Genomic DNA, 12,792 nt, shown 5'->3' with positions numbered 1-12,792 from the left:
GGGCTTTTGCTTTCATTTCCATGACCAGGAACCTTTCGATGTCCAACTCGAACCAAGCCGCAACCGTGAACGCTTACGGCGTGAGCCAGACCCAGACTACCGTTCAGGCCAAGGACGGCCCCGCCAACGTCTGGGTGCTGCACCCGCAAGGCGAAGGAAGCTGGCCGGGCGTGATCTTCTACATGGACGCGTTCGGCATTCGCCCCGGAATGATCGAGATGGCGAGCCATATCGCCAGCCAGGGCTACGTCGTGCTGCTCGCCGATCTGTTCTATCGCTTCGGCGCCTACGGCCCGCTCGATCCGAAGGAAGTGCTGAAGGGCGACTTCCGCGCGACGGTCGGCCCGATGATGGCGAGCACCGACAACCACAAGGCCGCCGAAGACACCGCCGCGCTGCTGGCCTATCTGGACAGCCGCACCGACGTCAAGGGCAGCAAGGTGGGCACGGTCGGCTTCTGCATGGGCGGCGGCATGGCGCTCACCGCCGCGGCTTATTACCCGGATCGCGTTGCAGCGGCGGCAAGCTTCCACGGCGGCAATCTGGCAACCGACCAGCCGACCAGCCCGCATCTGCAAGTGCCGAAGATCAAGGCCGAAGTGCTGGTGGCCGGCGCCGATCAAGACCATAGCTACCCGCCGGAAATGGCCGAGCGCTTCGAAGCCACGCTGAATGATGCCGGCGTCAAACACAAGAGCGAGATCTACGAAGGCAAGCTGCACGGCTGGATGAAGCCGGACATGCCGGTGTTCGATGCACCGGGCGCCGAGCGCGGCTGGAAAGAACTGTTCGCGCTGTACGCCCGCACGCTGGGCTGAGTCGTCTGCGGTTGCGTGCCGTTTATTGCCCCCATCCTGCAAGGTGTGAGGGCAATATCCAGGTTTTCAGGTTTCCGGGTTCTCAGTGCGACGACACGTAGATCGAATCGGCGAACGCGGCGGGAATCGCAAAACTCTCGCGCATCCGCTTCGTTTCCGCCGCCGGCGTCACGCCGAAAAGCCGCTTGAATTCCCTGCTGAACTGCGAAGGGCTCGTGTAGCCCACTGCATGACTGGCCGCCTCCGCGGTCAGCTCTTCGCGCACCATCAATAAGCGCGCCTGGTGCAGACGCGTCGACTTGACGTACTGCATCGGCGACACCTGCGTGATCGCCTTGAAATGGCTGTGGAAGCTCGGCACGCTCATCCCCGCTTCGCTCGCTAGCTGGGTCACATCGAGCGACTTTGCGTAGCCCGCGTGAATCAGGCGCAGCGATTTGCCGATCCTGCCGAACTGCCCCCCCATCGACAGCGCTCTTCGCATCGAGCCGCCCTGAGCGCTGGTGAGCACACGAAAATAAATCTCGCGTAGCAGGCCCGGCCCCAACACCGCGGCTTCCAGTGGCTGCTGCAATGCTTCGAGAAAGCGCAGTACCGACGCCTGCATCGCCTCGTCCATGGGCGTCGACATCATGCTCAAAGGCTCTTCCACGGATTGCGCGACGCCTTCGCCGTCGATCTGCGCCGCCAGCTCGGCGGCCATCGTGAAATCGAGGTGCAGATACAACGCGAGCAGCGGATGATCCGGCGTCGCATCGGTATCCATGCTGAACGGCACGGGGACCGACACCGCCAGGTAATGATGCTCGTCGTACAGATACAACTGCTCGCCGAAGTAACCCCGCTTGCGCCCCTGGCAAACGATGACGATGCCGGGATCGTACAGAACCGGCACGCGCGCGAGCGCCCGGTTTGACCTCAGAATGCGCACGCTCGGCACCGCCGTCAGGTTGTAGCCCTCGTCGGGCGCCAACACCCGCAGTAATCCGACAATGCGTTTCTGACTGCGTGCCGACAGTTCGCCCGACAAGGCGGGCTGGCGTTTCGTACTCATAGTTTTGTGCAATTAAAATAGCGGAATCTGGCTGCCGGTGGCTCATCTCGCAGACTATTATGCACTCTCCAGTCCACCTTATGGAGAAGCTCGAATGACATCCAGCAAAGTTCTGCTCATTACCGGCGTCAGTAGCGGTTTCGGCCGTGCGCTCGCACAGGAAGCGCTCGCGGCGGGGCATCGCGTGGTCGGCACGGTCAGAAGCGCTGCCGCCAAAGACGAATTCGAGTCGCTGTCGGCGAACGCGCCCTTCGCACGCGTGCTCGACGTGACCGACTTCGACGCCATCCCTGGCGTCGTCGCGGAAATCGAGTCGAGCGTCGGGCCCATCGACGTGCTCGTCAACAATGCCGGCTACGGCCACGAAGGCGTCATGGAAGAAGCGCCGCTATCGGAAATGCGCCAGCAGTTCGACGTCAACGTGTTCGGCGCGGTCGCCATGATGAAGGCCGTGCTGCCCTTCATGCGCGAGCGTCGGCGTGGCCACATTCTGAATATCACGTCGATGGGCGGCCACATCACGATGCCCGGCATCGCCTACTACTGCGGCAGCAAATTCGCGCTCGAAGGCATTTCCGAGGCGCTCGGTAAAGAGGTCGCCGCGCTCGGCATTGCGGTCACCGCAGTGGCGCCGGGGTCGTTCCGCACCGACTGGGCCGGCCGTTCGATGAAACGCACGCCGCGCTCGATTCCCGACTACGACGCCAGCTTCGATCCCATTCGCGAGGCGCGCGAGGCGAAAAGCGGCAAACAACCGGGCGACCCCGCCAAAGCCGCCCGCGCGATGCTGGCGGCAATAGCGGCCGGGCATCCGCCCGCCCATCTTCTGCTCGGCAGCGACGCACTCAAACTCGTGCGCGACAAGCTGTCGACATTCGGCGAAGAGATGAGCGCGTGGGAAAGCGTGACGGTCTCGACGGACGGCTGACGATTCCCTGCCGCTAAACTGTGAGATGCCGCGGCCGCGATTGCCCTATGGTCGTTTGCTTGCTAGCCTCGTGCGAATAGTGCAAATAAACAGGAGACAGTTTCATGCGTTATTCCAGCGAAGAGCACGATGCGTACTCCCGCGACTTCGAGCGCGACGGCCTGGTGCTGCTCAAGCAGCACTTCCCCAAGGACACACTGCTGGCCTGGCGGCAAGCCTTCGACACCTTGCTCGCCGAGCGCCTCGCTGATAACGCCACGGCGGTTCGCGGCGCCAACCGGCACTACATCACGCTGCCGTTCGCAGGCGTGTTCGCAAACGAGCTTGTCTTCTGCGACCCTGACGTGCTGGCTATCGTCGAACGCGTCGCGGGCGAAGACCCGGTCATGTGTCAACTCGCCACCGACACGCCGCTGCGCGGCTCCACGTATCAGGACGTGCATCGCGACACGCCGGCGCTGTTCGACGGTCTGCCGGAAACGCCGTCGTTTCAGCTCGCGGTCAACTTCCCGCTGTGCGACGTGACGGCCGAAAACGGTCCGTTCGAAACGACCTTGGGCACGCACAGAATGAATTCGGAAGATGCCATGCAGGCTTATCTCGGCGGACAGATTCCATTGCATGCGATACCGATGGAACTCGGCGACGTGATGATTCGCGACGTCAGAGCCCTGCATCGCGGCACGCCGAACAGGACGGATGCGCCGCGGCCGATGGTGGTGATTGGGTACAGTAGAAGCTGGTATTTCAGACCGGAGGTTCACATCGACGTGCCTCGGGATGTTTACCAGCAACTTGGTCCGCGCGCCCAACGCCTGCTGCGGTCCATGCCGCAAATCGCCTCTGACGGCGAAGCCGGTCGGGGCAGCACTGCCGGCCAGCGTGGCGAGAGTTACACGAAATTTGCATATTGAGGCCACGGCATCCGCACATGAAACGTCTATTCCCTGCAATCGTCGCCGCCACGTTTGCGATCTGCGCTCACGCACAGAGCAGCGGCGCCGACACTTTCCCGACGCCGTCTGGCACGGTGAGCTTCACGCACGCCGGGCACGACTTCGTAGGGCTGCTGGAGCAGCAAAGTTTCGATCGCTTCGGCGCGAGCACGCTCAAGCATTTCGACGATGCCGGCAATTCGAACGGCACGGTTGCGCGCATGCTGGTGCAGACCGACGAGGGTCCGGTGTTATACGACTTTCGGCACCGTCCGCCGCTCGTGCAGCGAACGGGTCAGCGCATGACGGTCAGGCGCGTATTCTGGCAAGGCGATGAGGTCGTCATGCAAAGCTCGCAAGGCTGGTTCCGGTTCCAGCACGGCGTGCTGACGAAACTGCAGGCATCGACCACGACCTACCATTGAGCGCTCAGCGCGCCGCGCTACCAGGTTCGGTGAGATACACCTTTCGCTCTGGATCGAAAATTGCGAAGTTCAACGGCATCGCACCGCAACGCTGGAGGCACCTTCGATGAAAGCGATGTCGGAAGTTGGGTCTCAACCGCAAATCTGGCGATATCCCTACTTTTCGGAGCCGGTGCGCCAGACCGTTCTGATCGTGCACAACGAGTTGTGCATCGGTTCCTCGATGCGCGAGCTTCTTGCTTACCGGCGCATTCCCGCAACCTCCACGACGTTTTCCGATCGCGCGCTCGATCTGGCAGCCGCGATGCGCCCCGTACTCGTGATCATCGACACCACTCCGCCGCGTGAGAACGGACCGGCGCTGGCGCAAAGTCTTCGCAAGGCGTTTGGATCCGACGACGTAATGCTGATGGCACTCGTGAACGACGAGAATGCCGACCAGGAAGCGCACCTCGCTGCGGCAGGTTTCGACGCTTGCTGGATCAAACCCATGTCGATCGAGACGCTGGTGCAGAAGTTCTGTTTTCTGTTTTAGCCGCAAGAGCAGCCTGGTCAATCAACAGCGCGCTCTGCTGACAGGTGGTTAATGCCCGCTCACGCTACGCGTTCGCGCGCAACACCGCGCGTTCGAAAAACCATTGGTTCACGACCTTGGGCAGCGTTTCAAACGTCCGTCGGAGCATCGGCGTGATGGCGGCACTCGTGAGCTTGGGATCGGCCATCGCATTCGCCAGACCTTGCGCGGCGAAATCGCTGGTGGTCAACCAGGCCAGCGCGATCTCTTCGGGATCGTGCCAGGCGTCGACTACCGACGCCGGCACGACGTCGAGCGGCGCTCCGTCATTGCCCCTGAACGTCCCGATCCAGAGTTCGTCGGCGCTGCGTGGCTCGCCTGCAAGCGTGTCGAGCGACGATCCGTTGCATTGCAAGCCCAGGAACTGCAGTAAGGCCCGGCTGTGGATGGCCGCGACACACGTGACCGGCCGCGTGTACGCAACCAGCGCGTCGTGCTGAACGGCGTCGGCGCTATCGGGTGCGAGCGTAACGAGCGTGTCGGGATTGGCCTCGAGGTCCAATGCAGCCAATCCCGCCGTGATTCCGCGCAGTCGATGGGGAATGATCGTGTACCGCATATCCCGTAGCAGCGAATGGTCGGGTTGATCAGGCGTGGATTGGGAGCTTTGCATGAACGATGGTCGAGGGGAGATGAGTGGTGGGGAGCGAGTCGGATAGACGATTCGATAGCTCGATCCACCGCGGGTTCCGCAAACAGATGAAGTCCCCAGAGCTTACCGGCCCCCGACCCCCTCGCATCAGACCTGCGCCGCCCACTCCACCGCATCCGCGCCGGCCGGCAGCCGCATCGGACAGGCCGGATCGGTCGCCGCGCGCCACACCGCTTCCGCGACATCCTGCGCGAGTGTGATCGGCGACGGTTCGCCGAATTGCGCGATCACCGCCTGCGCCTGTCCGGCATACGCATCGGGGAAACCACCCTGCATCCGCTCGCGGGCGTTCTCGCCAAAACGCGTGTCGGGCGCGCGTCCCGGCAACACGAGTCGCACGCGGACGTCGAACGGCTGCAACTCCAGCGCAAGCGATTCGGTGAACGCGTTGACCGCCGCCTTGCTGGCGGTGTACACGGACAGCAGCGGAAGCGGCCGCAACGTCACCGTCGACGTCACGTTGACCACCACGCCGGCGCGGCGCTCCCTGAATTGCGGCAGCACCGCCTGGGTCATCGCGATGGTGCCGAGCGTATTGGTCTCGAAGACCTCGCGCGCGGTTTGCATCGAGGTGCCTTCCAGCGCATTCAGCACGCCGATGCCCGCATTGTTGACCAGCACGTCGATCGGCCCGGCGGCCTCTATGACGGCGCGAATGCTGCCGGCATCGGCGACGTCGAGCGCGAGCACACGCAGACGCGGGGAAGCCGGCAACAGGTCTTCGCGCGGCGTGCGCATCGTGGCGATGACCTGCCAGTCGCGTTCGAGAAAGTAGCGCGCGGTTTCAAGACCAAATCCGGACGAGCATCCGGTAATCAGAACGGTTTTCATGTGTGCCTCGTTGGGTGACTGACGACAGTTGATGGGTGTCCAGCAGTGCCCACACGATAAGCCGGCTCGCCCGGACTTGCTACAATCCAGCGTCCATATTCCATTTGCGAGAGTCCAGCGATGATTGATCCGCTTGCCGAGGTCGTCACCCTGCTGCAACCGTCGGCCTCGTTCTCGAAGGTCGTCAACGGACGGGGCCGTTGGGCCGTGCACCGCGACCGGTTCGGCCAGCCGTTCTATGGCGTGATTCTCGAAGGCGCGTCGCAACTCACCGTCAACGGTTGCGAGCCGATCGCGCTGAACCAGGGCGACTTCGTGCTGGTGCCCGCGGCCTACGACTTCACGATGTCCAGCCGCGAGTTACCGGACGAAACGGAATTTGGAATCCCACCCGTCGCGCTACCCAACGGCGAATTCCGTATCGGGTTGCAAAGCGGGCCGCCCGACTACCGGTCGCTGGTGGGCCACTGCGTGTTCGCCTCGCCGGATGCGGCGCTGCTGGTGTCGTTGCTGCCGCAGGTGGTGCACGTCAGCGGCGAAAAGCGGCTGGCGACGCTGGTGCAACTGGTCGGCGAGGAATCGCGCGAGCAGCGGCCCGCGCGCGACGTGGTGCTCGCGCGTCTGCTGGAAGTGCTGTTTATCGAAGCGCTGCGCGCGACGGCGGGACCGTCGGCATCGCCCGGGTTGTTGAGAGCGCTGGCCGACGAGCGTCTCGCCGCCGCGATCCGCAGCATGCACGCCGACCCGACGCGATCGTGGACCGTCGCCGAACTGGCGAAGGAAGCCGCGCTGTCGCGCTCGGCTTTTTTCGATCGGTTCAGCCGCGCGGTCGGCGTCGCGCCGATGGAGTATCTGCTCTCGTGGCGCATGGCCATGGCCAAGAATCTGTTGCGGCGCGCCGAGGCCGGGGTGGGTATTGCCGAAGTGGCGCAACGCGTCGGGTATAGCTCGGCGAGCACGTTTAGCGTGGCGTTCACGCGGCACGTGGGGTTGCCGCCCACGCGGTATGCGCGGGAGATAGTGCAGGCTGAAGCCGACAGCGTGACCGCGGATTGAAACGACAGCAGCCGCGCGTCACGCCCGTTCGCCTCAAACCCGCAACCACTCCAGCCGCTGTTCCCTCTCCAGATTCTGCAGCCGGTCGAACAGCGCGCTCATCGTCGATTCTGGATGATCTCGCGTCAACAGCATGAATTTCTCCCGCAGGCCCGCACGATCGAGCGGCCGTTCCGGCGTGCCGCTGAACGCCGTCACCCGCTCGCTGAACGTGCGTCCATCGTTGAGCGTGACCTTGACCGTGGACGCGAGATCGCCATTGCCCTGCCCCGGCGTGACGCTCATGCTGACCCGCTGCGTCATCGCGAGAATCGCCGGGTCGCGCGCGACGTTTTCGTCGAACGAACGCGGGTCCACCGGATTGCGATACAGCGCCAGCGCCACGCAGAACGGAATGCTGAACTGCGCGAGCAACGCGTCGGCCGGACGCGCGATGTTGTTCACCGTCGCCATGCGCTGACTGCCCGCCACTTCGATCGACGCGACGTCCTGCGCGGTGAAACCGTGTGCCTTGCGGAGATCGAGAATCGCCTCGACCGGCGTGTGAGCGGTGATATGACAAGCGTAGCGTTTGATCATGATGTTCATGGTCTCGTAGGTTTGTCCGAGACCGAGGGTTAGCTGACTCAAGTCGTATTCCGGACAGAACGCGCGCAGGAATCCGCCCTCGCCTTCCAGCACCGTGCTCGGTCCCGTGAAGCCTTCCGCCGCGAGACTCGCGGCAACCACGCCGCCTTCCGCCGCGCGTCCGACATTCAGGCGCTTCACCATCGCGCCGTTGCCGGCATGCGCGAACGCCAGCAGCCCACCCGAACACGAACCGGCGACACCCAGCGCATTCGTCATCGTCTGCGCATCGAAGCCGAGCAGATGCCCCACGGTAATCGCCGAGCCGAACGGACCCACCGTCCCCGGCGCATGAAAGCCGCGTTCCTCGTTGGTGTGTTGGGTCGCATAGCCGATCCGTATCATCACCTCCGCGCCCGCAACGAACGACGCGAGCAAGGCGCGTCCGCCAAAGCCGCGATCCTGTGCGATCGCGAGTCCCGACGAGAACAACGTCGCGCCAGGGTGACCGCCGCTATCGGGCTTGGTGAGATTGTCGAGTTCGAACGCATGCGCCATCGCGCCTTGCGCGAGCGCCGCCGCGGGCGGATGAACCGGCTCGGTGCCCGCGCCGAGAATCTGGCTGCGGCCACCCGAGCCGTTCTGTCGCGCGTACGCGATGATCATCTTGCTCCACGGCAGACTTGCTCCGTAGATGATCGTTGCGACCGCATCCGTCATGCAGTCTTTCGCGCGCTGCAGAACCGGCGCGGGGATCTCTTCATAGCGGAGCGCGGCGCCGTAGCGGGCCAGTGTGACGGTGGGCGACGGGCCACCTGCAGTCACGTTCGGCGATGCATGCGCCGGTTCGCCAGGTTTCGCGTCCGACGCCCCTTCGCCGGCCTTCGCAAGGCCGCCCATCAGCAACTGCGGCGCGGCGCCCGCAATGAGGCTTCCCTGCAGAAACAAACGCCGTCTGGAACGGCGGGTAGTGCACTCGCTCATGTCGTCTCCTCGATGTGTTCTGTTTCGAGCGACATGATAGACAAGCCACCGCCCGCCGGCGGCAAAAGCGCGACGACGCGAATTACTGGTCGCCGGCCTTGATATCGACCGAGCCCGTGCAGTGGATCAGCGCGGTGAAATTACCCGTGCCGGTGGTCTGCCCCGTCGTCCTGAACGGGACGACCCACAGATGGTTCTCGCTATCCCAGTGGGAGCCATCCTGAATCGCGAAGTTCTTGCTGGTCGAAGCAGGCGCATCGGTGCCGTTCAATTTGCTCTTGAGGGCATTCTGACGCCAGGCGGCATCGTGTTCGGAACATTCGCCCGCATCGGCCGGTTTGCGCGACCACGGCTTGAGTTCGGAAATGACGAAAGCGAGTATCAGTAAGACCGCACAGATAACGGCGATCCTCTTGATGTTCTTGCGCTCGCGGCGGCCGGTTGCTTGTTGCATCGAGAACTCCCTGGTTGAGTGACCTGAGTTGTTTTCAGCAAGCGCCGCGCCCGGCAATCAGGATTCGTCACGCCATCCATGGCAGAATCCCGCACGACGCGAGGGCGTCGCGCTCTCAACCACTAGAACCACTAGAAACCACTAGAACAAAGATATGGAACAGTTGACCTTTTGGGCTTGCGTAAAGAATGCATGGAGCAGTGCGTGGCAAGCGGTGACCACGATGCCATGGCTCGTGCTCGGGTCGTGGATCGTACTCACGTGCACGTCGCTACTCGGCCACCCCGCCGTCGATGCCGAAACGGGCGCGCAGGCGCACGCCGGTCAGGCCTTGATGTCGCTGGTATGGCTGATCCTCCACGCGGTCGTGTCGGCCATGTTGAGCGTCAAGGTGCACCGCTTCATCCTGCTCGGCGAAGCGACGAATCCGCTCGTGCCGTCGGGCGGCCGGCCGCTGTTCCGTTTTCTCGTCGTGTCGTTCGGCGCGGCGCTGGGTTTGCTGGTTTTCTTCGGGCTTGGCCAGATCGCCGCCCACACATTCAAGCTGGGCGTCTTCATTCTGCTGCCGCTGCAGTTGATCTACCTGTTCGTGCTGATCCGGCTGAGTCTGCTGTATCCGTCCGTGGCGCTCGGTGCACAGCTCACACTGGGCAGCGCGTGGCGAGATAGCCGTGGGCACTTCTGGCGTTTCTTCGGCGTCGGCTTTTGCAGTTGCCTGCCGCTCTTCTTGTTGACCGGCGTGGGCATCTGGCTGGCCGCGCGCTCGAATACACTCCTGCTTCAACAGGGCACGGGCAACGTTGTCGTTGCCATGAGTTGGGCGTTGCTGCAGACGTTGCTCTCCTTGCTCACCGCAGCGTCGCTCGCCTGGCTCTACCGCCGCTGCGCCAACGAACTGCTGACCCACGTGCCGGGCACGCCGCAATAACAAGGCGGCCCACGGCCCGCGCAACTCAGAACAGCTTGCCCGGATTCAGAATGCCGTGCGGGTCGAGCGCGTGTTTGATCGCCACCATTGCGGCCAACTCGGCGGGCGAGCGCGAGATCGGCAGGAACTCGCGCTTGAGCAGCCCGATGCCATGTTCCGCTGACACCGATCCGTGCAGCGGCCCGAGCATCCCGTACACGAACGCATACACCGCGTGATGATCGACACCCGGCACCGAATTCGCATCCATCGTGATATGCAGGTTCGAGTCGCCGATATGGCCGAAAAAATACGATTCGTTGCCCGGCCAGCGACGATCGAGTTCGGCGCGGCACTGATCGACGAACGCGCCGATGCCGCCGATCGGCAAACTCACGTCGAAGTTGATCGGGTCGAGCCGCACCGGAAACTCCGCGGTGCATTCGCGGATCGCCCATAACGCGCGCACGTCGGCAACCGATTGCGCGATCACCGCATCGCGAATCGCACCGGCTTCGAGCGCATCGGTCAACGCGGTGGAGAAGCGCGTACCGTCGTCGGCGGAATCGAAACTCGCATGCTCGATCAGCGCGTAGAGCGGATGTGCATCCGCAAATGGCGAGCGGGTGCCCGTGAGCTTCACGCCGAAATCATAAAAGTCCGGCCACATGATTTCGAACGCGCCGATGTCGTTGCCGAACTGCGTCGACAGACGGCGCAACAGGTTCACCGCGGCGTCGTAACCGTCGAGCGCGACCAGCGCGGTATGCCGCGAGGCGCGTTGCGGATGCAGCCGCAATACCGCGCGCGTAATCACGCCGAGCGTGCCTTCCGAGCCGATGAACCAGTGCTTCAGGTCGTAGCCCGTGTTGTTCTTGACCATCTTGCCGAGCGAGGTCAGCACGTCGCCGTTGGCGAGCACCACTTCGAGACCGAGCACCTGGTCGCGCGCGGTGCCCGACTGGATCACACGATTGCCGCCCGCGTTGGTGGCGAGATTGCCGCCGATCTGGCACGAGCCGCGGCCGCCCAGATCGAGCGCGAGTTCGAAGCCCGCTTCCGCCGCGGCTTCCTGCGCGGTTTGCAACGTCGTGCCCGCGAGCACGGTGAGCGTGGCCGAGGCCGCATCGACCTCTTCGATGCCGACCAGACGTTCGAGCGAGATCGCAATGTCGGTCGCGCGCGCAATCGCGCCGCCGGCCAGACCCGTCATGCCGCCTTGCGGCACGACCGGCTGATGCGCCGCATGGCAGATCGCCAGCGCGCGCGACACGTCCTGCGTATTACGCGGCAGCAGCAGCGCGGCGGGCCGCGTCGGTTCGTGACGCGTCCAGTCGGTCATCGCGCGCTCGCCGATCTGCTCGCCGACGCGCACCGAGTCGGCGCCGAGCGCCGCGCGCAATGCGTCGAGCGTCGCATCGAGCGAAGCCGTCTGGTGAGGCGCAGTCATGCCGTTCGCGCCGGTTGCGCCGGTTGCGCCGGTTGCGCCGGTTGCGCCGTTCGCGCCGTGGGCCATATCGTTGTTGGTCATGCAGTAGTCCCTTATGCCCCTTCCAGAGCTTTTTTCTTCCGGTAGCCCATCGAGTCGTTGATGCGCCCGAGTATGTAATCGCCCGCGGCGACCGGCTGATACTTCAGGTCCGCCTGCGCGGTACCCAGTTCGCGCGGATCGACCAGCGCGCCATAAGTCGGATCGTAGAACGTCGCGATCGAATAACGCTCCTGTCCCGACGCATTGATCACGCGATGCAGCGTGGAACGGAACCGGTCGTTGGTCCAGCGCGCCAGCAGATCGCCGACGTTCACGACGAAGCTGCCTTCGACCGGCGGCGCGTCCACCCACGTGTCGTTGGCGATCTCGCGTACCTGCAAGCCGCCGACCTGATCCTGCCACAACAGCGTGATGCAGCCGTAGTCCGTATGCGGCGCGACGCCGAACTGATCGGCATCCGCTCGAGGCGGCTGCGGCGGATAGTAGACCATCTGCGTGCGTTGCATCCGTTTCGTATAGCGCGGCGCGAAAAAATGCTCGTCGATACCGAGGCTCGCCGCCACCGCGCGCAGCAGGTCCGCGCCGCAACTCGCCACCGCTTCGTAATAACCGTAGAGCGCGGGCTGCAACTCCGGCATGAAGTCCGGCCAGTTGTTCGGCCCGCGCAATGCCTGGCCGGCGAGCACGTCGGGATCGTCTTCGGGCAACTCCAGTCCGACGCTGAAAAACTCCTTGTAGTCGGGACGCTTCGCCTGGTACATGGTCGCGTCACCGAGCGCATTGAAACCGCGATGCCGCTGATTCACGGCCGCGCGCCGCTTGGTCTCGACCGGAAACGCGAAGAACGTGCGTGCCGCTAGCGCGGCGGCGTCGATCGAAGCCTGTGGCACCCCGTGATTGACGATGTAGAAGAAGCCGATCGTCGTGCAGGCCTCACGAATTTCCTGAGCGATACGCGTGAGAGCCTGCGGATCGCCCGAGCGCAGGCCGGCGAGATCGATGATCGGAATACGGGTCACGGGCATGGCAGGGCTTTCCTGTGAAGTGAGTTTGCGAAGCCGCCTTGCGGCTCGCGTCGTTCGGGTATCCCGGTTGTATATACCGCCAAAACCACG

At 63.8% G+C, this 12,792-nt stretch carries 14 protein-coding genes; 7 read left to right on the top strand and 7 right to left on the bottom strand.

The features are described 5' to 3' along the window. Positions 1-38 precede the first annotated feature (38 nt). Positions 39-818 (top strand): dienelactone hydrolase family protein, encoded by a 780-nt coding sequence (locus FQ746_RS05840; RefSeq protein WP_144107984.1) that lies wholly within the window; start codon positions 39-41, stop codon positions 816-818. 82 nt (positions 819-900) lie between these two features. Here FQ746_RS05840 and FQ746_RS05835 read toward each other — a convergent pair whose 3' ends face one another. After that, entirely contained in the window at positions 901-1,872 is a 972-nt protein-coding gene (locus tag FQ746_RS05835; RefSeq protein ID WP_144107983.1) for an AraC family transcriptional regulator, read from the bottom strand. Between the two features lie 94 nt (positions 1,873-1,966). On the opposite strand from FQ746_RS05835, the gene FQ746_RS05830 reads away from it, so the two are divergent. From FQ746_RS05830 to FQ746_RS05815, 4 genes are all read left to right on the top strand, one after another. Then, positions 1,967-2,800 (top strand): oxidoreductase, encoded by an 834-nt coding sequence (locus FQ746_RS05830; RefSeq protein ID WP_144107982.1) that lies wholly within the window; start codon positions 1,967-1,969, stop codon positions 2,798-2,800. Between the two features lie 104 nt (positions 2,801-2,904). Beyond that, positions 2,905-3,714, top strand: coding sequence for a phytanoyl-CoA dioxygenase family protein (locus tag FQ746_RS05825; protein WP_144107981.1), 810 nt, complete (start codon positions 2,905-2,907; stop codon positions 3,712-3,714). Positions 3,715-3,731: 17 nt separating this feature from the next. Next, positions 3,732-4,160 carry a hypothetical protein gene (locus FQ746_RS05820; RefSeq protein WP_144107980.1) on the top strand — a complete coding sequence of 143 codons (429 nt, stop codon included), beginning with the start codon at positions 3,732-3,734 and terminating at the stop codon, positions 4,158-4,160. A 106-nt stretch (positions 4,161-4,266) separates the two neighbouring features. Continuing rightward, complete coding sequence (locus tag FQ746_RS05815; protein WP_144107979.1) at positions 4,267-4,695, top strand: two-component system response regulator; 429 nt, start codon at positions 4,267-4,269, stop codon at positions 4,693-4,695. A gap of 64 nt (positions 4,696-4,759) precedes the next feature. Here FQ746_RS05815 and FQ746_RS05810 read toward each other — a convergent pair whose 3' ends face one another. Then, positions 4,760-5,347 carry a hypothetical protein gene (locus FQ746_RS05810; RefSeq protein ID WP_144107978.1) on the bottom strand — a complete coding sequence of 196 codons (588 nt, stop codon included), beginning with the start codon at positions 5,345-5,347 and terminating at the stop codon, positions 4,760-4,762. A 126-nt stretch (positions 5,348-5,473) separates the two neighbouring features. Then, positions 5,474-6,217, bottom strand: a complete 744-nt coding sequence (locus FQ746_RS05805) for an SDR family oxidoreductase (protein ID WP_144107977.1) — start codon at positions 6,215-6,217, stop codon at positions 5,474-5,476. Positions 6,218-6,337: 120 nt separating this feature from the next. On the opposite strand from FQ746_RS05805, the gene FQ746_RS05800 reads away from it, so the two are divergent. Continuing rightward, positions 6,338-7,273, top strand: a complete 936-nt coding sequence (locus FQ746_RS05800; RefSeq protein ID WP_144107976.1) for an AraC family transcriptional regulator — start codon at positions 6,338-6,340, stop codon at positions 7,271-7,273. Between the two features lie 33 nt (positions 7,274-7,306). Here the strand turns inward: FQ746_RS05800 and FQ746_RS05795 are convergent, their stop codons facing one another. Continuing rightward, positions 7,307-8,824 carry an MmgE/PrpD family protein gene (locus FQ746_RS05795; protein ID WP_144107975.1) on the bottom strand — a complete coding sequence of 506 codons (1,518 nt, stop codon included), beginning with the start codon at positions 8,822-8,824 and terminating at the stop codon, positions 7,307-7,309. An 82-nt stretch (positions 8,825-8,906) separates the two neighbouring features. Further along, the gene (locus FQ746_RS05790) at positions 8,907-9,278 is read right to left on the bottom strand and encodes a hypothetical protein (protein ID WP_144107974.1); all 372 of its coding nucleotides are present in this window, start codon (positions 9,276-9,278) and stop codon (positions 8,907-8,909) included. 154 nt (positions 9,279-9,432) lie between these two features. Between FQ746_RS05790 and FQ746_RS05785 the strand changes: the two genes are divergently transcribed. Then, the gene (locus FQ746_RS05785) at positions 9,433-10,206 is read left to right on the top strand and encodes a hypothetical protein (protein WP_144107973.1); all 774 of its coding nucleotides are present in this window, start codon (positions 9,433-9,435) and stop codon (positions 10,204-10,206) included. Positions 10,207-10,231: 25 nt separating this feature from the next. Here the strand turns inward: FQ746_RS05785 and FQ746_RS05780 are convergent, their stop codons facing one another. Together FQ746_RS05780 and FQ746_RS05775 are read right to left on the bottom strand one after the other, a co-directional pair. Next, positions 10,232-11,635, bottom strand: coding sequence for an FAD-binding oxidoreductase (locus FQ746_RS05780; RefSeq protein WP_144108100.1), 1,404 nt, complete (start codon positions 11,633-11,635; stop codon positions 10,232-10,234). A 92-nt stretch (positions 11,636-11,727) separates the two neighbouring features. Next, on the bottom strand, positions 11,728-12,702 hold the full coding sequence (locus FQ746_RS05775; RefSeq protein ID WP_144107972.1) for an isopenicillin N synthase family dioxygenase: 975 nt from the start codon (positions 12,700-12,702) through the stop codon (positions 11,728-11,730). Between the last annotated feature and the right edge of the window lie 90 nt (positions 12,703-12,792).

This window comes from Paraburkholderia sp. BCC1886 (assembly GCF_900996245.1).
Lineage (GTDB): Bacteria > Pseudomonadota > Gammaproteobacteria > Burkholderiales > Burkholderiaceae > Paraburkholderia.
This window is presented reverse-complemented; position numbering and strand designations above follow the sequence as displayed.

Bases quoted from the DNA above. Each gene is read 5' to 3' on its own strand.
- FQ746_RS05795 (WP_144107975.1), bottom strand. From the start codon at position 8,824: ATGAGCGAGTGCACTACCCGCCGTTCCAGACGGCGTTTGTTTCTGCAG.
- FQ746_RS05800 (WP_144107976.1), top strand. From the start codon at position 6,338: ATGATTGATCCGCTTGCCGAGGTCGTCACCCTGCTGCAACCGTCGGCC.
- FQ746_RS05810 (WP_144107978.1), bottom strand. From the start codon at position 5,347: ATGCAAAGCTCCCAATCCACGCCTGATCAACCCGACCATTCGCTGCTA.
- FQ746_RS05835 (WP_144107983.1), bottom strand. From the start codon at position 1,872: ATGAGTACGAAACGCCAGCCCGCCTTGTCGGGCGAACTGTCGGCACGC.
- FQ746_RS05805 (WP_144107977.1), bottom strand. From the start codon at position 6,217: ATGAAAACCGTTCTGATTACCGGATGCTCGTCCGGATTTGGTCTTGAA.
- FQ746_RS05825 (WP_144107981.1), top strand. From the start codon at position 2,905: ATGCGTTATTCCAGCGAAGAGCACGATGCGTACTCCCGCGACTTCGAG.
- FQ746_RS05815 (WP_144107979.1), top strand. From the start codon at position 4,267: ATGAAAGCGATGTCGGAAGTTGGGTCTCAACCGCAAATCTGGCGATAT.
- FQ746_RS05780 (WP_144108100.1), bottom strand. From the start codon at position 11,635: ATGACTGCGCCTCACCAGACGGCTTCGCTCGATGCGACGCTCGACGCA.
- FQ746_RS05820 (WP_144107980.1), top strand. From the start codon at position 3,732: ATGAAACGTCTATTCCCTGCAATCGTCGCCGCCACGTTTGCGATCTGC.
- FQ746_RS05775 (WP_144107972.1), bottom strand. From the start codon at position 12,702: ATGCCCGTGACCCGTATTCCGATCATCGATCTCGCCGGCCTGCGCTCG.
- FQ746_RS05830 (WP_144107982.1), top strand. From the start codon at position 1,967: ATGACATCCAGCAAAGTTCTGCTCATTACCGGCGTCAGTAGCGGTTTC.
- FQ746_RS05790 (WP_144107974.1), bottom strand. From the start codon at position 9,278: ATGCAACAAGCAACCGGCCGCCGCGAGCGCAAGAACATCAAGAGGATC.
- FQ746_RS05785 (WP_144107973.1), top strand. From the start codon at position 9,433: ATGGAACAGTTGACCTTTTGGGCTTGCGTAAAGAATGCATGGAGCAGT.
- FQ746_RS05840 (WP_144107984.1), top strand. From the start codon at position 39: ATGTCCAACTCGAACCAAGCCGCAACCGTGAACGCTTACGGCGTGAGC.